This is a genomic window from Nocardia brasiliensis (genome assembly GCF_042691675.1).
Taxonomy (GTDB): domain Bacteria; phylum Actinomycetota; class Actinomycetes; order Mycobacteriales; family Mycobacteriaceae; genus Nocardia; species Nocardia brasiliensis_D.
Genome location: NZ_CP170507.1, coordinates 8,383,385 through 8,401,359 on the forward strand (window position 1 = coordinate 8,383,385; position 17,975 = coordinate 8,401,359).

The 17,975-nt window shown below is 64.7% G+C and carries 22 protein-coding genes; all 22 read right to left on the reverse strand.

The window, feature by feature from the left end; translation table 11 throughout:
* Window positions 1-123: 123 nt before the first annotated feature.
* The 22 genes from ACFK0J_RS38645 to ACFK0J_RS38750 all read right to left on the reverse strand — a co-directional run bounded on the left by ACFK0J_RS38645 (window position 124) and on the right by ACFK0J_RS38750 (window position 17,974).
* Complete coding sequence (locus ACFK0J_RS38645) at window positions 124-432, reverse strand: hypothetical protein (RefSeq protein WP_218472236.1); 309 nt, start codon at window positions 430-432, stop codon at window positions 124-126.
* 51 nt (window positions 433-483) lie between these two features.
* Window positions 484-783, reverse strand: a complete 300-nt coding sequence (locus ACFK0J_RS38650) for a hypothetical protein (RefSeq protein WP_378734679.1) — start codon at window positions 781-783, stop codon at window positions 484-486.
* Window positions 784-993, reverse strand: a complete 210-nt coding sequence (locus ACFK0J_RS38655; protein WP_378734681.1) for a hypothetical protein — start codon at window positions 991-993, stop codon at window positions 784-786. It lies immediately after the preceding gene.
* Complete coding sequence (locus ACFK0J_RS38660) at window positions 993-1,766, reverse strand: N-acetylmuramoyl-L-alanine amidase (RefSeq protein WP_378734683.1); 774 nt, start codon at window positions 1,764-1,766, stop codon at window positions 993-995. The genes ACFK0J_RS38655 and ACFK0J_RS38660 overlap by 1 nt, the downstream gene beginning before the upstream one ends.
* Window positions 1,767-1,816: 50 nt before the next feature.
* The gene (locus tag ACFK0J_RS38665) at window positions 1,817-2,269 is read right to left on the reverse strand and encodes a hypothetical protein (RefSeq protein ID WP_378734685.1); all 453 of its coding nucleotides are present in this window, start codon (window positions 2,267-2,269) and stop codon (window positions 1,817-1,819) included.
* A 25-nt stretch (window positions 2,270-2,294) separates the two neighbouring features.
* Window positions 2,295-2,735: a hypothetical protein gene (locus ACFK0J_RS38670; RefSeq protein WP_378734687.1), complete on the reverse strand. Its 441-nt coding sequence runs from the start codon at window positions 2,733-2,735 to the stop codon at window positions 2,295-2,297.
* A 169-nt stretch (window positions 2,736-2,904) separates the two neighbouring features.
* Window positions 2,905-4,197 (reverse strand): hypothetical protein, encoded by a 1,293-nt coding sequence (locus ACFK0J_RS38675; protein ID WP_378734689.1) that lies wholly within the window; start codon window positions 4,195-4,197, stop codon window positions 2,905-2,907.
* Between the two features lie 102 nt (window positions 4,198-4,299).
* Window positions 4,300-5,355 carry a hypothetical protein gene (locus ACFK0J_RS38680; protein ID WP_378734691.1) on the reverse strand — a complete coding sequence of 352 codons (1,056 nt, stop codon included), beginning with the start codon at window positions 5,353-5,355 and terminating at the stop codon, window positions 4,300-4,302.
* On the reverse strand, window positions 5,352-6,425 hold the full coding sequence (locus tag ACFK0J_RS38685; RefSeq protein ID WP_378734693.1) for a hypothetical protein: 1,074 nt from the start codon (window positions 6,423-6,425) through the stop codon (window positions 5,352-5,354). Before ACFK0J_RS38685 ends, ACFK0J_RS38680 begins: the two co-directional genes overlap by 4 nt.
* Before the next feature lie 6 nt (window positions 6,426-6,431).
* On the reverse strand, window positions 6,432-7,472 hold the full coding sequence (locus ACFK0J_RS38690) for a hypothetical protein (protein ID WP_378734695.1): 1,041 nt from the start codon (window positions 7,470-7,472) through the stop codon (window positions 6,432-6,434).
* A gap of 22 nt (window positions 7,473-7,494) precedes the next feature.
* Window positions 7,495-9,114: a phage tail protein gene (locus tag ACFK0J_RS38695; protein ID WP_378734696.1), complete on the reverse strand. Its 1,620-nt coding sequence runs from the start codon at window positions 9,112-9,114 to the stop codon at window positions 7,495-7,497.
* On the reverse strand, window positions 9,114-10,010 hold the full coding sequence (locus tag ACFK0J_RS38700; RefSeq protein ID WP_378734698.1) for a phage tail protein: 897 nt from the start codon (window positions 10,008-10,010) through the stop codon (window positions 9,114-9,116). The genes ACFK0J_RS38695 and ACFK0J_RS38700 overlap by 1 nt, the downstream gene beginning before the upstream one ends.
* Window positions 10,007-12,511, reverse strand: a complete 2,505-nt coding sequence (locus ACFK0J_RS38705) for a hypothetical protein (protein WP_378734700.1) — start codon at window positions 12,509-12,511, stop codon at window positions 10,007-10,009. The genes ACFK0J_RS38700 and ACFK0J_RS38705 overlap by 4 nt, the downstream gene beginning before the upstream one ends.
* 62 nt (window positions 12,512-12,573) lie before the next feature.
* Complete coding sequence (locus ACFK0J_RS38710) at window positions 12,574-12,888, reverse strand: DUF5361 domain-containing protein (RefSeq protein WP_218472248.1); 315 nt, start codon at window positions 12,886-12,888, stop codon at window positions 12,574-12,576.
* Window positions 12,889-12,950: 62 nt separating this feature from the next.
* Window positions 12,951-13,241, reverse strand: a complete 291-nt coding sequence (locus ACFK0J_RS38715; RefSeq protein ID WP_378734702.1) for a hypothetical protein — start codon at window positions 13,239-13,241, stop codon at window positions 12,951-12,953.
* Window positions 13,242-13,366: 125 nt separating this feature from the next.
* Entirely contained in the window at window positions 13,367-13,957 is a 591-nt protein-coding gene (locus ACFK0J_RS38720; RefSeq protein ID WP_378734704.1) for a hypothetical protein, read from the reverse strand.
* 162 nt (window positions 13,958-14,119) lie between these two features.
* Window positions 14,120-14,506, reverse strand: a complete 387-nt coding sequence (locus tag ACFK0J_RS38725; RefSeq protein ID WP_378734706.1) for a hypothetical protein — start codon at window positions 14,504-14,506, stop codon at window positions 14,120-14,122.
* Between the two features lie 50 nt (window positions 14,507-14,556).
* Window positions 14,557-14,991: a hypothetical protein gene (locus ACFK0J_RS38730; protein WP_378734708.1), complete on the reverse strand. Its 435-nt coding sequence runs from the start codon at window positions 14,989-14,991 to the stop codon at window positions 14,557-14,559.
* A gap of 21 nt (window positions 14,992-15,012) precedes the next feature.
* A complete protein-coding gene (locus tag ACFK0J_RS38735; RefSeq protein WP_378734709.1) occupies window positions 15,013-15,621 on the reverse strand; it encodes a hypothetical protein in 609 nt (202 codons plus the stop codon).
* A 175-nt stretch (window positions 15,622-15,796) separates the two neighbouring features.
* Window positions 15,797-15,994 carry a hypothetical protein gene (locus ACFK0J_RS38740; protein WP_378734711.1) on the reverse strand — a complete coding sequence of 66 codons (198 nt, stop codon included), beginning with the start codon at window positions 15,992-15,994 and terminating at the stop codon, window positions 15,797-15,799.
* A gap of 606 nt (window positions 15,995-16,600) precedes the next feature.
* Window positions 16,601-16,798: a hypothetical protein gene (locus ACFK0J_RS38745; protein ID WP_378734713.1), complete on the reverse strand. Its 198-nt coding sequence runs from the start codon at window positions 16,796-16,798 to the stop codon at window positions 16,601-16,603.
* 471 nt (window positions 16,799-17,269) lie between these two features.
* Window positions 17,270-17,974, reverse strand: coding sequence for a hypothetical protein (locus ACFK0J_RS38750; protein WP_378734715.1), 705 nt, complete (start codon window positions 17,972-17,974; stop codon window positions 17,270-17,272).
* Window position 17,975: the final 1 nt, after the last annotated feature.

Sequence of the window (17,975 nt, forward strand, 5' to 3'; positions counted from 1 at the left end):
AACAGCAGCCGGTCAGGGCGGGCCGCACAGACGACAAAGCGGCCCGGAACAACCCGGGCCGCTGATCGTTTCGGCAGTATTCAGATGTCGACGTCGACCGTCGGGGGGATCCACGACCGGTGTCTACGCCGCAGGCGGGTCGACTGCCATCCACGTACCGTTGCGGTAGACCTTGTGCTCGTAGTAGAGGATTTGGTGGCCGTCACGCAGGCGCTTTACACCCAGTTCCCAGTAGCCGTTGAACTCGTCGCCACCCATGCCGATGCGAAGCTTGTGCACTTCGACGCTGTTGTTGTCGTACCGAATGACCAGCCGGACGGTGTTGGACCGCTCGTCGCATTCGACTTCCTGGATTCGCTTGAACCCGGGGATGTGGATGGTGTCGCCGTAGAGGGTGGGTTGCACTTCTACGACCATGAAAGTTTCAGGCATGGGTATTCAGCTTTCTGTGCGGCCGCCCGCGGTCGGCGGGGTTGACCTGCTTCAGATTTCCTCTTGGAGCGAGGAGGGGATTTTGTAGCGGGCCTTGGGCGGCTCTTGGCCGGGGACGTGCAGGCGGAGGAAGCCGCGCAGTTCGTCGATGTGTTGCTGGAGGGCGCGGATCAGGCGGATCGCTTCGCGGAAGCGCTTCTTGTCGTCTGCCGCTCGAGTTTCCAAGATGTCGACGCGGGTGCGGAGTTTGCCTACCTCACGCGCCTGCCAGGCGGTGATCGCACCGATGACGGTGGCGACCGCGATCCCGAACGCCTGCACCAGTTCGGGATTCATCCAGTGCTGGCCCATTCATAGCCTGCCTTCCTGCCGGTCGACCGGGGTCACCGCCGGTCGAATGAGCAGGCCGGCGAGCACGGGGGTGAGCAGGCCGTAGACGGCGAGTACGGCCTCGATCCACGCGGTATCGATCTGGTGGCCGAGGACGAAGGCGACGACTCCGGTGACGGCGACGAGTACCGAACGAATCAGCGCGGGCTCGGGAATCCGGTAGCCGGTCATCAGATCCGCCCTTCCGCCGCATCGAGCAGCCGGTCGAGCTTGAGTTCGAGCGCCTTGAGACGCTGCTCGTTACGGAAGTCCGCGGCGTCGGAGTTGAGCACATAGCCGGCCACCGTGTCGCGGTATTCCGAGTCGGCAACGCGGGATTGGAAGCCGTAGGTGAGCTCGAAGTGCACCCGACGCAGCTTGTCGAGCAGTTCCCGCTGCTCCATATCCGAAAGTGCCATCAGTGCACTACCTTTCATTCGTTCCGCGACGTCGGCGCGGAATCGGTCCATATCGATGCCGCCGGGATCCCACTTGCCTTGTTTGGGTCCGGCCCATTCCTTGTGCCCGATCACGCGATCGGACCCGTAGCCGAGCTTGCGCAGGATTGCGGCGCAACAGCCGACGTAGGCGTCGTATTGCGCGTCCGACCACCCCTCGGTGCCGTTGTTGACGGCTTCGATTCCGATGGTGTGGAAGTTGGCATTGTCTTCCGGCAGGCCCGGCCACGAACCCGCACCGGCATGCCAGGCCACCCCGGCCGCGACCACGGTCACCGTGCCGTCCTGCGCTAGATGGAGCTGCGACAGCGGTCCCGCCAAAGCCGGTATGCCGTAGGCGATTTCGGTCGGCGGCGAATGCGAGCTGCCGGTGTGATGGGCAACGATGCCCCAGATGTCACCGAAATCCCCGTGGCCGCGATCCCGCCACCCGGGGAATTCGACGACCCGCAGACCCTCCTCGCGGAGCACGTCCGCGAGCCATACCGGATCACCGGTCCAAGACATAGTCGTTCTACTTTCTGAATAAGACTGTGCGGCAGCGCTTTACCTGGATGTCACTGGATCCGGACGTAGCCACCGGCGGCGATGGTTCCCGCTGCCCCGCCCGCGGCATACGAGGAGAGTGCTTCCACGGTCACGACATCGCCTGCGGCGATATCGACGGTCGCGCTGACCGACAAGGTGCCCGACGGCCCATCCAGCGGCGGATCCGTGGTCGCGACGATCGTCGAATTGACCCGCAGCCGAGCCTGCAACTTGGTGTTGCCGCCGAAGCCGTTGGTAGCGCCCGTAAAGGGAATCGAGGCAGCCACCGAGGCGGATTTCTTGTCGCCGAGCGCCTTGAGGCCCTCATTGTTCGTTCCGACGACGACGGAGCCCGGATACCCACCCGTGTCAGCAATCCAATTCGTGATTTGGCCCCAGGCCTCGGGCATCGGCTGGGTGCCGTTTTTGGTCATACGGACCGGCAGAAAGCCTGGTGTACCAGCGACGATGACGAATGGCATCAGATCCTCCGAAGCTATGAGGGATTCAGGAAAGGCTGAAGTAGAGGTAGCTGTTCACGCCGCCCGCGACAGTGGTGTGGTACGAGTTGAACTTCGAACCGGTCATTCGCAGCCATATCCGGTCGCCCCGCGCCAGGGTCAACGTCGTGTCCGGGATGATCACCGAGGTGACGGCGCTGGCGAACGTCTTGGCCGGGTTGTTGTTCAGCATCACGTCGAAGCTCCGCGACTCGTTGAAAGACAGGTCGCCGGACACCTCCAGGCGACATTTCACTGTCACCGTTGCCGGGCCACTGGCGACCAGTTCGTGATTCGCGCTGATGACGGTGTCGCCGAATCCGCTGCGAACGACCCAGTCCGTCAGCCTGACGTTCGAGCTACCACCGGCGACCGACTGATTGCCGTTCTTGTTCATGCCCATCGGCACCGCGGATTCGGCCACACCGGCCGCAACGATGAACGGCATCGCTACGACTCGGCCGAAGGAGAAGCGGCCGTGTCGCTTTCGGGTTCGGCCGCGGCGGGGTCCGTTACTGGTGGTTCCGATGGCTTCGGCCTCGCACCAGACCCGATGGAAACGGGCAATTCATTGGCGGGCGGTTCGGCGGACCTCGGCCAGCCGACATACATCGACGTCATGCGACGGTCACTCCCTTGAGGCTGGCCTGCAGACCCTTGCCGGTGCCGGTATCCAGCGTGGTGATCGAGACGGTGACCCGGTCGCCCGGGTTGAAGGTCCAGTTCAGCGGAATCGTGGTATCCCCCACTTGATTCGCCGGTGTGATGGTGGCCGAAGAACCCGTCACCGCCGTAGTGCCGTTCACTCGCAGTTCGACGACAAGGTTCGCGGTGCCTGCGGTTTCGCCTCGGTAGGTCACCGAACTGACCGCGATCTTGCGTTCGATCCGCAGCCCCTCCGGCATCACATTGCCGGGACCGGCGGCCCGAATTCCGCTGTGCGACTTGACGGCGATGTCATAGATCTGCCCGGTCGGCGTGGGTGTGCGGGCGTCGGTCAGCCGGGTATCCGTGCTGGCGATCGTGTCGATCGCCGTGCGGGCGGCCGCTGCGTTGGCCGCGGTCAGCAATGAACGGCCCAGCGCGGTCGAATCGGAGATCTGGTTGGCCGGATGGGCGTGCGAGGTCGGCGGCCGCGGATTCGTCAGGCGCGGGTCGTCACCGGCGACAGCAGTGGTCGCGGTATCACCGATGGTCGGCGGGAACGTCGCGGGCTTACCGGTGACGCCTGCCCACTCGGTTGCGCCCGCCGGCCCACGGATGACCACTCCCTGCCCATTCGGCAACCAACCACCCGCCGCCGCGTGATAGACGTACAGCAGCCCATCCGCCCGCACTACGTACTGGGCACCCTCAGCGGGGGTGGCGGGCAGCTGAGCATAGGTGCCGACCTGCCCATCGATCCTGATGCCTTCACCACGCGGTCCCATGACAACGGCGTTACCGGCCGAGGCGGGCACCGGCGACACCAGCGTCAGATCGACCAGGCCGGTCGAACCGGTATCCGGCTTTTCCGGATCGGGTCCCGGAACATACTCGGGCACAGCGAAACTGAACGATTCCATCGGAACCCGTTCACCGTCGTAGGACAGGTCGAACGACACCCGCCAGGTCCACTGCGAGGGATTCGTGGCAGCGCTGGGTGCGACGAGCCGCACCCCGCGCCGACCGCGCCAGGTGATGAAACCCCACTCGTCGAGCTGACATTCGTAGTGGCTCGGCAGCTGGACATAGGTCGCCGGGCCCAACTGTGCGCCTGGGACAAGCACCTTCGGCGCGTCGGCAGTGAAGGTCAGCGAGCCGGTCAGCGGCACGAACTCGGGGGTGTCACCGACGTCGCCGTCGTCGAGGACGTTCGCGAGGAAGCGCCCGACGACTTTGCCGTACTTCAACGGGGGCAGATCGGCCATGGATCAATGCCTTTCGGACAGCAGGCAGCCGGAAACGGCGTACCGGTTTGCGGAAAATGAGAGCGGCCGTCTGTGCAGCCGGTGCGGAGATGGGTTCGGCGACTACACAGGCAGCGCGCGAACGTGGATATGCGAATAGTTGGCGTAGACGTTGTAGCCCCCGCTGCCCTCCACCCGGTGTGCGACGACGTACAACGTGACCGTCTGGTTCGCGGGTACCACGCCGTATGTCGACCCGGGCTTGGTCGGATATTGGAAGCCGGGCGAGACCAGCACATAGTTGATGCGCGGGACTCGGTGACTCCACCCGTATCCGACGAGATCGCCGGTGGGCCTGCCGATACGGACCTCGACATTGCAGCGCGTCGGCTGTTCCGTCTGCACCTGCACGCCGCCCTCGACGAGCGGGCGCCATGCCGTCGGCTGGGCCGGAATCGTAATAGCGGCAAGAGTCTTCGTCTCGTCCGTGACGTTGTTTGCGGCAGCGAACTGCTTCTCCCCGATCACCCACGGCCCGTTCGGCCTCGGGCTGGGTACAGGACGGAATTTTTGCGTAGCGGCATCCCAGGCAAGTACATGGTCCTGGCCGAGCGGGCGTTCCTCGTTGATCAGAACATCGGACGCTTCCCGGATCCGGCCACTCACCCCCGGATCGCCGACGTCACCGGTCGCACCGCGCGGGAAGGTGATCTCCAACTGCTGAGCCGGTGCGGTGCCCGTGATCCTGGCGGCCGCGGTCGAGCCGGTGGCTCCGGTGACCGCGGTTCCGGTCAGCTGGTTCGGCGCGCCCCGACTACCGACCGTGCGGAAGGCCTTGTCGAAGGCGACGAACCCCATTCCGGTCCAGTAGTAGATGCTGTTTTCCGAGACGACGCGCCATGCTTTGCGCGCGTCCGCCGTGGTGAGCTTCAGTTGGTTCAGGGCAGCCACATCGGCGATGTCGCCTTGCCACGACCAGGGCCACGCCGCCTCGCCTTCCGGCCCGACCGCGCCCTGGTTGCCTTCGCGAAGTTCGATCAGAGCTTCCCGATCGACCAACTCGAACGGGTTCACCGTGTAGGGCAATCCGATCGAGTCGGCGACCCCACGCATGGTGATCATGATGTCGTCCTCGTAGACGACGGTCGGCTCGCTGTTCCCAGCGTTGTCGGTGTTCACAGCGCCCCCACGGGCCGGGCCAGGCACACGATCGACGCGTCCTCCATGAAGTAGTCGTAGTTGGCCGTGCCCGACCGGCGCAGCAGCACATGCAGCGTCACCGGCTGACCGGCGGGTACGACACCAACGGTGCTGTCAGGGGTCATTACGCGCACCGCGTAGTGCGGCTGGAACCGGGCGAGAGTGCTGGCACCGGTCACGAAGCCGGTGCCGAGCGCGACGAGCTGGCCGGTCACCGAGCCGATGCGTACTTCGGCATCGATACGGGTGGTGACTTGGTTCCAGTTCTCGTCGGGACGCACGACGACACCACCGCTGACTATCGGACGCCAGTCGGTGTCCTGTGCCGGGATGTTCAGCTGGGCAATGTTTTTTGTCGGGGCGCTGATACCGACCTCCGAGGCGACGAAGCCCGGACCACCGTCCCAGGAACGCCCCTCGCGGATGGTCCACGGTCCGCGTAGGCCGGGGTACGGCCGCGGCTTCCACTTCCCAACGGTCGGGTCCCATGCCGGTACGGCGCGATCTACGTGCGGACCGTCCGCGTAGTCCGGTGCGTTGCGGATCGGGCCGGGGCCACCGACTTCACCCTTGCTGCCCTTGATGCCGCGCGGCACCGTCAGATTCAGCGTCAGATTGGGTGGGGTGCCGGTCACCGACGCCTGGAGCTCGGACCCTACGGGTCCCGTATCCACCGCGCCGATGGTGATCGTGCACGGCTGCCCGTCGGGTCCCGCGGCGCCGAATGCCGCGGCGAACTCGTCGAATCCGCTGCCGTTCCAGTACACCAATGCCCCGGTGGACAGGATCCGCCATGCCTTGCCCGCATGCGCCATCGTCAGCTTGGGGGTGAGCGCCGAGAGCGCGGTCTGATCCGCGATGTCACCTTCCCAACGGAACGGCCGAGCGGGCTCACCCTGCTCGCCCCGTTTGCCGGGCGTGCCGGTCATCAGTTCCAAGGAACCGTCGCGCGGCGTACCGTGCATGGACTGCACGACGCCCGGCGCACCGACGCCTTCGTCGATACCGCGGATCTGCGTGGACGCGAAATACTCTCTTACAGTAGACATCTCACCTCACTCGATAGGTTCTGCGAAGACGGCGATCGACGCGCGGGTGGGCGAGAAACCGATCTTGCCGCTGCCGGCGCCGACCTTCTCGACCGCGACCAGCAGATTCGCGGGCTGCCCTGCGGGAACTGTCGCGAAATCCGAGGTCGGCGACAGCACTTTCGACGTGGTGCCATCGCGGTAGCACGGGACGACCGGCAGGTACAGCCAATCGCCGGAGCCGGCGATACAGGTGGCTACGATCTCGCCTTGCGAATGATGGAGTCGCACAGTGGTTTCCGCGGAGTGCTCCGGGTTGGGGTCCGCGCGACTGTAGATGTGCCCGTATACGACGGGTCGCCATCGAAAGGGCAGTGGCGGAATGGTGAAGGTACCGCCCTCGACTCGGCCGGTGGCCTCCTGCCGTTCGGGCGCGAAGTCTTCCTGGTACCACGACCAAGGACCGAGCCCCAGGGGCGGAGCCGACGACCGGAATTTCCGGCTGGACCGGTCGTAGGCGAACACACTGCCCACCCCCGGGGCCCGCTCCTTGTCATAGTCCGGGGATTCGATGATCGGTCCGGACGCACCCGGCGGTCCCTTCGGGCCGCGCAGCCCCGCGGGGGCGGTCACCTTCACCTTCTGCTCCGCGCCCGCCCCGGTGAACTCGACGGCAGCTACGGTCAGGTTCTCCTGGTGCTTCGTCTCCGTGACGGTGATCGTGGTCGGTGCGGCGACCGGTCCCTGCGGTCCGACCGCATCCGGTGAATGCCGCCACTCGGTACCGGTCCAGACGTCCATGCCGTTGTCGTCGAGCCGATGCCACCAGCTGCCGCGATCCTCCGGCCCCAGCCCGGTCGGCCGAGCCGCCGCGTTGGCGATCGCGCCCATTTTCCGGAACGTGGTGCGTGGTCGACCCCGCCGGCCGGGCTCACCGGCCGGGCCGGGCGGGAGGTCCAGTTTCGCGAAGCCGTCGGAAATCGTCGTCTGCGCGGTCAGGACGGGCAGCCCGTCGACGTCGGGCACCCGCCTGATGGTGATGTGGGCGGGAAAGGTTATGTCCGCCATGGTTTCTCCTCTTCGAAAAGGCTCAGAAGATGAGCAGGTCGAGATCGGCGCCGACGTCGGTAGCCAGATCCTTGATCGCGGCGGCGACGCGGCCGAGCCGCTGCCATGCCTTGACGATCGAGTCCTCTTCATCGGATCCGTCGCCGACCACGATGTGCCATTTCGCGGCGGTCTCGCGGTCGTCGGTGAAGGTCAGCTCGGTCACGTAATCGGTGAAGATCTTCCCGTCCAAGGCGAAGCCGATCTGGTCGCCGAGCCCGTAGTCATGACCGAGGATGTAGGGGGCGTTGTCCTCGACGGTCACCCGCTTGCTGGTGTAGCCGCGGGTCAGGTGCATGCCCTGGCGGGCGGCGACCAGGCCGTCGAGGTTGAAGGCCTTGTCGCTACCCGAGATGTACAGCTCACGGAAGGCGTACGGGCCTGCGCGGTCTACCCGCTCCATGTTGCGGTAGACGTTCCATGCGAGGAATACGTCGTTGAGTTGACCGCGGTACAGCCAGCCGAGCCCGATCAGCGACAGCAAACCCTTGATCACGAATTCGATGCCCGCGTTCACCCAGCCGGGCGATCGGCCGCCGATGATGATGTCGGTAGCGGTGGGCTTGTGCAGTGCGATCTCGGATTTGCCGATCCCGGAGTACTCGCCTTCGAAGTACCAGACCCACGGATAGTTCCGGAAGGTGCCCTGGCTGAGGCGTTCTCCGTACACCGCTTCGTATTCGGTGGCGGAGTCGAGGTTCGGATAGCGCACGGGCGTCGTGCCGTCGCCGGTGAATTCCTCGATCCAGGAACGGATTCCGTCGAGCAGGGTGCCCGTAGGGCCGGTGACGCCGGACTTGTCCACCGTCTCCAGCACCACCGTCGGCCGGTCCAGGTAGAACCATTCCGGCGCGGGCTGTTCATCCTCGTCGGGCAGGAAGAATCGGGCGGTCAGCATGACACCGGAGTCTTCGAGCATGGGAGCGAACAGCTTGTCGGCCATGTCGAAGCGTGCCGAGGCCGCGCTCCATTTACTGGTGTCGTGCAACGGATCCACCGGCACGACAGCGATCGGGAAGAGCAGGTTGCCGGTGCCGCCCCACTCCGGCTTGTTGGCATGCAGAGGCGGCACCCAACCCGGCGCCTGCAGGCGCATCAGGTTGGTCGTCAGATAGTTGGTGATGATCGTGCGGACCGGCCCGAACTGGATCATATGCCGCGGGAACTGGGCGAGGATCGGGGCGAAAGGGCTTGCCCAGCAACAGATCGTCGCGATGTGGTTCCAGCAGTGGATGGCCTCGATGTCGACGGTTTCGACGCCGTATTCGTCCCGCACGATCGACGCCTTGGTGATGTAGCCGTCCCAGCGGAACCCCTTGGTGTTCACGGTGATCGGGATGGTGGCGTCTTCGCGGTCTTCGTTGTTGAAGAGGTGGTCGAAGTGGACCATGTCGCGCGGGCAGATCATCTTGAGCCCGCCGGGCGCGTTGCGGGGGTAGGTGAATTCCAGCGAAAGGTAGCTGTGCTCTTCGCCGACCTCCTGCATCCACTTGTTCCAATAGCGCACCAGGACGTCGGGATCGCGCAGCTTGTCCTGTTCGTCCTTGTACGCCTTGTCCATTCGCAGTGCTTCGCCCTGCGGGTCCCATGCCGGCATGCTCATCAGAACGGCCTCGACGATCGCGGCGTGACCGAGACGATCAGGCTGGACTGCAGATTGCCGCCGTCGACCTGGACGATGATGTCGGTGGCACTCCATGGCGGCAGCGCGGCGAGCCAGCGCCGACCGGCCAACTGGCCCCAGACATTCTGGACTTTCTCCGAACCCGCCGAGTACAAGCGAGCGGTGCGGTGACGCGGATGAGTATCGATCCGTAGCGTCTGATTAGCCGTTAGCCTCGGCGTATGCACCAACCGGGGCTGGTCGCCGCCCGTGGGATCCAGAATCGCCCAGCGCCCCGGACCATTCATCGTGTAGCGCGGCCAGGCAGGCTGGTCGGCGGCATTGCGCGCCCGCACCTTGCCCTCGTTTAGGCCCAATGTATTGGTCCACACCGCTGTTTCGTCGAAATGCCGTTCCAGCGGATCCATTGCCGTCGCCGACATCTTGTACAGCGCAACGGCATTGCGGGCCGGATCGATCTCGCCTACGGCTTCGGGTGCGCTGTCGAGCTGCACCTGCTGGAACCGCCAGCCTTGATGACGGGTGAAAAACCCGATAGTGGACGGCTTGTCGGTATTCCAGCCGCGGAACCACGCGTCGTGCACGGCGAAGAAGTCCCGGGCCGGGTGCGCGCCAGAGCTTTTCGCGGCCGGGGTGATCACGGCGATGAAATCCCACTCCTTCTTCGCGCGGATCGACCGCTGGAAGGTCGCGCCGTCCTGGCGGGCGCCCTCGTTGACGAGCAGTTGTACCGGGGCGAACATGAATCCGGTCTGGTTCGACAGCCGGACACCTTCCCGACCGGCATTCGCGCCGGACAGGTGCCACACCCGGCCGTTGACGTCCCACAGGACGACCTTCGTGTACTGGTTGTTGTCCAAAAGTTGGTGGGTCATCGGCCGAGCCCTCCTCCGCGTTGTTGCGCCACCGTGCGACGCCGGCGAACCCGCTCCACCGCGATGGCGGCGCTCTTGGGGTCCATGCCGTTGAAGTTGTAGATGTCTCCCCGGGCGGTGCGACCGCCCGGACCTTTGGCGAGGTTGGTCAGGCCGAAACCGCTGCCGAGCTCCTCTTTTACGCCGCTGGCCACGATTTCGATCGGCTTGGTGATGAACTCCGCGGCGGTGTTGGCGACCATCGAACCGATCATCGAACCGACCGCGGGAGCCAGCGCGCCCAGCGGACCGAGGAACGGGGCGACCAATGTTCCGGCCGCGGTACCGAGCGTGCTGCCGACTGTCGACGCCGCGCCCTTGATCGCGCCGGTGATACCGCCGACCAGACCGTTCTGCTGCAGGCCGGTGATGCCACCTTGCAAGGCGGCGAGGCCGGCCTGCTGATCCCGGGTCATCTGCGGCGTCGGCGTCTGGGCGCCCGTGGGGCTCCAGTCGATACCGGTGTACTCCTTGACGACCGCGGCGATGCTCGACGACCACTTGCCCTCGGGATCGACACTCTTGTAGAGGTCGCCGAGCGCGTCGCCCTGCTGGGCGCCGAATTGGGCGCCTGCCTCGATGATCTGGTTGCCGTTCGGACCCAGCAGCGGCGCGAGCACGGAGGCCGCGTCCCCGCCGAGCTTGCCGCCCGCGACGTTGAGGAAATCTTTGAAGCTGCTGGTGTACGGGTTGTAGATCTCGTCGCTCAGCGCCAGTGACTGTGCGCCGAATCCGGCCGCACCGACTGCCGGAGTTCCTGCGGTCGGCGAATCACCTTGCGGCACATAGTCGCTCGAGCCCGGAGTGATGGATCCAGTGCTCTGCCCGCTCGGCAGCCCGTTGTTGTTCGGGCGGTTGCGGACCAGATACGAACCTGACGGGGATTGAGCCGTAGCGGGGCGGGCACCGTAGGTGTAGGACCCGCCACCGGAATACGAGGAACCCCCACCGGATGCTTCGGCGCTCTCAACCGTCTGCTGCGGCACGACCGAATTTCCGCCATCACCGCTGCCGCTTTCCCCGGTGCCGAGGCTGGTCGGCCCACTGGCACCGAGACCGGGTCCGCCGGATTCGCCGGTCAACGTCATCGACGCGGACAGGCTGCCGCCGAACTTCGCGCCGATCAGGCTGCCGAGCTGGGCACCGATTACCGGCGCCAACGAGCCGTCGGGTCCGAGTGCGGGCGCGAGCACCGTACCCAATGCGGCACCGACCCGGCTGCCCGCGTCGGTTGCCGCACCGACGATGCCGTGCGCCAGGGCGGTGGACAGCGACCCCAATGGGTTGACGCCCCCGGTGCGCACCGACTCGGCCTCGCTGCCGGTCGACGCGGTCCCGATCGGTGCCTGGTACGCGCGACCGAAGCCGAGTGCCCCCGGCGTGCCCTGCGTCCGCACCTGCATGGCGGCACCCAACGGATTGGGTTCGCCGAGGTCCGGCGGATCGGAGCGAGTCACCGACTCCTGGGTCGGGGCGCCTGCCGTACCTGCGGACCCGAACACCGAGCTCAGCACACCGCCCGGCCCGAAGGCAGGTGCGACTATCGAACCGAGCGCGGCACCGGCGGCGCCGCCCGCGTTGATGGCGGCATTCCCGATGCCGCCCAGCACATCTGCGACCAAGCCGAACAGCCCGAAATCCTGCGGGCGGAAGGGCGCGTCCTGGCCCGCCGGGGCGATCGGGTTGCGCAGCAGATCTCGCCACGACTGTGCCGCCGAGCCTCCGGCGCCGACCAGACCGCCGTCGGCGAAGCCCGGCAGCATGCCGCCCAGATAGGCCGGGGAGGGCACCCAGCCGCCATTGATCGCGGCCAGCAGTGGCAACGCGTTCGACGTTGCCGCGGCATTGACCACGAACTCGCCGGGGGACAATCGGGCGAGAACTTTGTCCTGCCGTGGCCCGCCCGGCCCGGAGACCATGCCGCCGTTCGCGAATCGCTGCGGCGTCCGGTCCTCGATGCCCGAGCCCGGCACACCCGATTCATCGACAACCTCGTCGCCGGAATCGTTGTCGCCGTGGCGATCCCCCGCCGGACCGGACAGTGTCGCCTTAGAGCTGATCCGGACGATCCGGGTCCGAGTCTTGGCGTCTTTCGCGTCCGGGGCATAGCGGTGGAGTGCGCCTGTCGCGATCCAGTTGGCGAAGAACCTCGGTACCGCACCGAGGACTTCCTGGAAAGCCTTTGCCAGCGAACCGATCTGGACGGAATCGCCGGTTATCCCGTTCGCCGACACCGCCGAATCGCCTGCCACCAGGATCGGATCGTCGCCGGGGAGGGTGATGACCGAGGTGCCGGTGACCTTCCCGCCCTCCCAGACCGCCCCGCTCGGCAACGAGACCTTCTGTCCGGGAGCGGGCTGGCCGCTGTTGGCCATGGCCAAAATGTCCGGCATCGCCATCACCGGCGGGCGCGCGGCCGAAGGGCGCTTCGAGTCCGGCGGAGTCCGCACATCGGAGCTCATTTGTTTCTCCACATTCGCATCTACTTTCTCGGCCGTGTGCGCAGATCAACACCCACGAGCAATTACTCGTCCCAGTTGAGGAACTCGTTCATCTCGCCGATGCCGGTGGGCGTGCCGACTCGCTCGCGATCGGACTTCACGCCCGGCCGTGGCACGAGTTCCGGACGGTTGCGCCCATTTCTGGCGTCGTCGGTTTTCGCCCACACGAGCCAGCGCAGTGAATCGGTGATGTCGGCGAGCAGGAACTGGTCGAGTTGCCAGCGGTAGGTGTCGGGGTTCATCGCACGGAACAGCGCGGATTCGGCGGGCAGCCATCGGATGATCGCCTTCAGCTCACGCCAGCCGAGCACTTCGGTGCCGAGCTGATGCAATCGCAAGCCGAGCGTGATCAGGTCGTATTCGATAGCCTCGCAATGCTCTTCGAGAAGAGCATCGAGGCTTAGGATTCCCCCAGGTTGACTCCCGAGTGGGTGCGCCACGCATCGAGCAACTCGTGGTAGGCATCCGGATCCATCTCATCCAGCACGGCGAGCGACTCGGCGGACAAAGTCAGCTCCAGCAGCGTGTACATCGCGTCGACATCGCCGAGGCGGCGGATTCGGCGGATCAGGCCCGGCTTGAGGTAGGACAGGGATGGCAGGTGCAATTCGACACCGTCGACCTTGTAGACGAAGTCGTCCTTTACCTGAAGCGGGCGGTTGAGAGTAATCGGAGCTTTCGGGGAAGTCATTGGTTCGCAGACCCTTTCATGACGTTTATGTGCGCAGGCGAATTAAAAGTGGTGGAAAATAAGGGCCCAACGGTGGCGGGCGGGCCTGCGCATAGGTGTGAAACCCGCCACCGCTGGGGGCTTTATCAGGCGGCCTTGATGATGCCGTCGTCGAGGTAGCGGTAAGCCTTGACCTGGGCGTCATCCTTGAACGCCTCGATGGTGATGTTGAAGCCGGCCAGTTCCTTGGAGACGAACTTGCGCTCCTGAACCTGCGAGATCGAGGCGTTCGGCAGCACGATGCGCATCTTCTTCTTCTCGCTCAGCATGTCGAACACGAACATCCGACGCTCCAGCACGCTGCCGGTTTCCTTGATCGTGTACAGCTTGCCGCTGGTGGCGGTCGCCGCGATGGGGGTGACATTGGTCTTACCGAACACCTCATTGAGGACGTCCTCGTCCCACACCGCGTACAGGGTGAGGCCGAAGCGGACCGAGTGCTCGGTCTGCAGGTTGGCGATGATGTCGGCGTTCCAGTCCTTGACCTGCTCGATCTTGCGCTCGCCCTTCGACTCGATGCCGTCCTCGGAGACGTAGCCGAGGGGCTTGTAAATCGCGTTGTCGAGGGCTTCCGCCGCGGAGGCAGGCAACTTGGCGCTGGTGTTGGCGACCAGCACACCGCCGGAGACGGTCACCGGAGTGCCAGTGCCGATGTACTTGCTAGAAGGCAAAGCCATTTTGATTCTCCCTTGGGATTGTTGCGCAGGCCCATGGGATTTGGTTATTCAGTTGTGGCTCCCATGAGGGGGAGTCAGGCGAGGACTATGCCTCGCACGCTTTGATGCAGCCGCACCGCTGCTCACACAATGGGGAAGGAGCGGACGGACCGGCGTTCCGGGTCAGTAGACTTGGGTAGCCGGTCGATCATCGGAGACCGCGAATCCGCCCCAATCAACAATCTCGTAGCCCTGGTCATATCTGGCGAGCATCGACACAAGTAGCTGCTTCACGGTCTTCTCGCCCCAGGTATCTCTGTAGAAATGTTGAGTACCTCGAATGTAGTCGCCGGTGTTGTAGCTGACCACACAGTCCGGGAAGTAGAATCTAGCTTCGATCTGTGAAAATTGCTCAGTACCAGCTTGCTTGATCGGGTGGATGTCGAAAACATAAGCGATGGGACCGGAGTTACCGGGGACGCGGACCAACCGCGCATACCGGAACGGCTCCGCAATCCACCGCACCAGCAGGGTTTCATCCTTCTTGAGGCTGATTTCTCGCTGCGTCACTGCTATCTCTCCTTGTTCAGGCGATCAGTTGTGCTGCCTTGCACGGTGATTCAGGCCGATTTCCCACGCACGATCAAGTCCACGATGATTACCTGCCGTGGGGCAGCGGTCGCCGGATCGGTATCGTTCTCGAGCCCGACATCCTCGATGTACTCGCACCACACGCTGCCGAGGTAACCCGGCGCGGCAGCCGAGAGGATGGCGCGGACCAATCCGGCCAGACTGGCCGCGGTGCCGGAATCGTCGGTGCATTCGAGTACAACGCGGGGACGATCCAGGATCAGGTTCGGGCCGCGACGACCTTCTCGATCTTCGACGTCCTGCCGCAGTTTCCGGTCGTTCCGCGTGACCCGCACCATGCGCGACGGCCGAGGCTCCGGAATCCGGGTGACCACCTTCGCGGTGTCGGAAGCGGCGGCGAGTTGCGCGGTCAGGTAGTCGACCAGAGTCTTCTCGATATCGGGGAACACGATTCGTTCAGTCATCGCGCTACCACCCTTTCGTGGCTATGGCTCTTGCCGGGCTTGTTCGATCCGCTGGCGCAGTTGATCGACGACTCCCGCATAGGCTTCGGTCTTGGTCGCGGCCTCGGAGGACAGGCCGCGGGGATGGACGGCATACCAGCGGCCGTCGTCGGTCTGACTGGCCTGGATGTCGTCGAGGTCGTAGAACGACTCGGGATCCGGTACCGGCCACTCGCCGTTCTCGTCCTTGGTGACATGCAGGCCGGTATCGAACGCACCGGGCGCACCACCCGGCGTGGCCGCCCAGCGGATCTCTTCGAGCTCGGGATGTACTCGTACACCGCGTTTTACGAGATACTCGGCGACCCGCGTCGCCTGCTTGATCCCGGTCACGGTCGGTTCCGCTGTCTTCGGCGACTGCTTGCTCCGCCATTCCGGTAGGTGGATCACCGACAGTTCTTCGGCCAGCGCCTTCACCTGCGGATCCAGCTCGGCGGTGTCCGCTGACTCGGCGAGCTTCCCGCTCAGGGCCTGCTGGATGAACGCGAGGAACTCCGGCGTAACCAGCTGTCCGGCATCGGTCTTCACGTATTCCGGCGGCGGCTGATGATTGGCAAACTGGATGGATTCGACAATTTCCTTGTCAGACAATGTTTTTCGTCACCTGATCTGAACTCGGTTGGGCGATGGACGAGGTTGGCGAGGCGGCCAACTCCGCAGCGCGGATCACACACCGAGCAGCGGGAGGATCAGCGGTGCCAGGTGGCAGGCCAGCTCGAGCAGGTCGAGGGCGATGGTGAGCATGAATTCACCTCCTCTCGGTCGGTCAGTAGCGCCGGGATGAGTCGGGGACGATGCGGCCTGCGGCGATCAAAGTGTTGAACGCCATGGCTTTTCGGCGGCAGTGGTCGACGGAGCAGGCGCGGTGGACGCGCATCGACTCGTGGGACTGGTCGATGCTCAGTGGGGTTGCCGGGGTGGCGTGGTCGGCCAGCTCGAGCAGCGCCAGGAGGGAGGTATCCATGTCAGACCTCGGGGTTGTCGAAAGGCCCGCGCGCCGGTCAGTTTGCGGCGTCGCTGGGAAGCTGAGCCCCACCCCCGATCAGGGGGTGTCGGGGGTGGGGCGAAACGCCCCGGTCGCTTCTTCCGTCTACGACCGCGAGAGAGGGGTCGGCGGGAGACGGGAGCGGAAACCGGGGCGGGTATGTGGCAGGCTCTTGCCCGCTTGTCATCGATCTCGAAGATGTTTCGGGGGCATGCCACACGTGTGAGGTAGAGCGGGAAGTGCTCTGCTGCTTCACCATTCGCGGCCCCGACCGCCGAAATGGTCAGGGCCGCAGATAGCGAAAGCGCGAATGCGATTGGAGGTAAGGAAGGTTCCCGGGAAGTCCGGGATGAAGGCGCAGCTATGGCGCTGCACAAAGCTTCACCTAAAGCGCGGGGGATGTCAACCCCTGAATACAGACTAACGCGAAAATAGCAGGTAGATGGCTACTTTCGAGCACGCGTCCGGCGTTGTCCCGCCCTCGGAAACGACGATTGCCCCACCTCTTGCGAGGCGGGGCAATCATGTCTGCCCATTGGACGGATATGTCACCTGATGAGAGTCAGGACATACCCGATGATTTGACTACGGCGTGGTCGGCGGAACCGGGGTGGTGCCCGACGAGCCCGTCGCAAGCGCCTTGGCGAGGTCGACGATGACCGAGGCCGAACCGGTCTCCACCGGCGGGGTGGTGCCGGTCTCAGCCGAAGCCAGGCCCGAACCGGCCATGACGATGCCGGCGGTAGCCGCGAACACAAGGCCGAACACGCGAATCTTGCTCATTTAGAAATCTTCCCCTTGAAGAATTGATCCCTCCATCGGCGACCTGCTGGTAGCCGAGCACGATTTTTCTATCACAGGGTTTCGTCGGCCAGCGACCCTTCAGCCACTCTGAAGACGCGGGTGTAATTGCCCATCGATAACGGGTCACTCACCGCGCGGGGTTCGGAACTATGCCTGCAAATCTGTTGTTTCACAATGACTTCTGCGGTAAACGGGTGGTGCACGACCTGGATCCACATACCGGCATCTTGACGCCCCGCCAGGAGCACGCGGCGCCTGCGGGCCCTCCGCATCGCAGCGGCGATTCCAGCAAACACGGAGCATGAGGACTGGATAGTTCTACCCATGTCTAGTTACCCAGCAATTCAAGAGTTATGTTGTGATTCATTTCATAAAGAATCGCTGTAACCATCCACCGGCCTCGGGCGAGGGCCGTCGAATTACGTTCTGAAGTGAATCAATTCGAGTCTTTCACCCGACTCGCGCACGGCGTCGAATGGGATACGCCAAATGTTCGTCCAGCACTTCACCCACGATGTACAACTCCGGCCACCCCGGCGCCCACGGTCCGGGTAGCGGCGCGATCTTCCCGGCGTCCCTGAGTGTCTGGATGCGCCGCACGGTGAGACCCTGATATTCGTCGCCGAGTTCCTTTGCGAGCGTGGCGATTCCAGACGCATTGAGCCGATGCTGGCGCGCCTTCGCCACCATTTCCTCGTCCAGCACCACCGGCGCGGCGGGCGGGCAGACTATCCACAGGGCGGCCTGCACCACCGTACGGATCTCCCCGGGCGCGCTCTCCGCACCTTCGGTCATGGCCAGCGCGATGAGATTTCGGTCGAGCCACCGGGCCAGCCCTGGTGTGGACGGGGAACCGGTGTATTCGAGACGACGCTGCTCGCATACGAGCCGCACCCAGGACACCAGTACCGCGTGCAACTCGTCGGCAGCGCGAGAGGCCGCGGGGTTGTATGGCAGTGGCTGCTCGCTCGGCCTGCGGTTCATCCGATAATCACCCCGCGTGCTGAGCCGGGACTGCCGAGTGAGTGAGATTCCGAGATCCTCGGCGAGGTCGGGAATTTCGCGGAGCAGTTCAGCCAGCGCGCGCAGTTCGATGCGGTCGAGGTAGAGATGGTTGGGGTGCTCGATCACCGGGAACCCGCCTCGGCAGAGCATT

Excerpts from the sequence above, each read along its gene's own strand:
- ACFK0J_RS38645 (WP_218472236.1), bottom strand. The coding sequence starts at position 432 with ATGCCTGAAACTTTCATGGTCGTAGAAGTGCAACCCACCCTCTACGGC.
- ACFK0J_RS38650 (WP_378734679.1), bottom strand. The coding sequence starts at position 783 with ATGGGCCAGCACTGGATGAATCCCGAACTGGTGCAGGCGTTCGGGATC.
- ACFK0J_RS38655 (WP_378734681.1), bottom strand. The coding sequence starts at position 993 with ATGACCGGCTACCGGATTCCCGAGCCCGCGCTGATTCGTTCGGTACTC.
- ACFK0J_RS38660 (WP_378734683.1), bottom strand. The coding sequence starts at position 1,766 with ATGTCTTGGACCGGTGATCCGGTATGGCTCGCGGACGTGCTCCGCGAG.
- ACFK0J_RS38665 (WP_378734685.1), bottom strand. The coding sequence starts at position 2,269 with ATGCCATTCGTCATCGTCGCTGGTACACCAGGCTTTCTGCCGGTCCGT.
- ACFK0J_RS38670 (WP_378734687.1), bottom strand. The coding sequence starts at position 2,735 with ATGCCGTTCATCGTTGCGGCCGGTGTGGCCGAATCCGCGGTGCCGATG.
- ACFK0J_RS38675 (WP_378734689.1), bottom strand. The coding sequence starts at position 4,197 with ATGGCCGATCTGCCCCCGTTGAAGTACGGCAAAGTCGTCGGGCGCTTC.
- ACFK0J_RS38685 (WP_378734693.1), bottom strand. The coding sequence starts at position 6,425 with ATGTCTACTGTAAGAGAGTATTTCGCGTCCACGCAGATCCGCGGTATC.
- ACFK0J_RS38690 (WP_378734695.1), bottom strand. The coding sequence starts at position 7,472 with ATGGCGGACATAACCTTTCCCGCCCACATCACCATCAGGCGGGTGCCC.
- ACFK0J_RS38695 (WP_378734696.1), bottom strand. The coding sequence starts at position 9,114 with ATGAGCATGCCGGCATGGGACCCGCAGGGCGAAGCACTGCGAATGGAC.
- ACFK0J_RS38700 (WP_378734698.1), bottom strand. The coding sequence starts at position 10,010 with ATGACCCACCAACTTTTGGACAACAACCAGTACACGAAGGTCGTCCTG.
- ACFK0J_RS38705 (WP_378734700.1), bottom strand. The coding sequence starts at position 12,511 with ATGAGCTCCGATGTGCGGACTCCGCCGGACTCGAAGCGCCCTTCGGCC.
- ACFK0J_RS38715 (WP_378734702.1), bottom strand. The coding sequence starts at position 13,241 with ATGACTTCCCCGAAAGCTCCGATTACTCTCAACCGCCCGCTTCAGGTA.
- ACFK0J_RS38720 (WP_378734704.1), bottom strand. The coding sequence starts at position 13,957 with ATGGCTTTGCCTTCTAGCAAGTACATCGGCACTGGCACTCCGGTGACC.
- ACFK0J_RS38730 (WP_378734708.1), bottom strand. The coding sequence starts at position 14,991 with ATGACTGAACGAATCGTGTTCCCCGATATCGAGAAGACTCTGGTCGAC.
- ACFK0J_RS38740 (WP_378734711.1), bottom strand. The coding sequence starts at position 15,994 with ATGGATACCTCCCTCCTGGCGCTGCTCGAGCTGGCCGACCACGCCACC.
- ACFK0J_RS38745 (WP_378734713.1), bottom strand. The coding sequence starts at position 16,798 with ATGAGCAAGATTCGCGTGTTCGGCCTTGTGTTCGCGGCTACCGCCGGC.
- ACFK0J_RS38750 (WP_378734715.1), bottom strand. The coding sequence starts at position 17,974 with ATGCTCTGCCGAGGCGGGTTCCCGGTGATCGAGCACCCCAACCATCTC.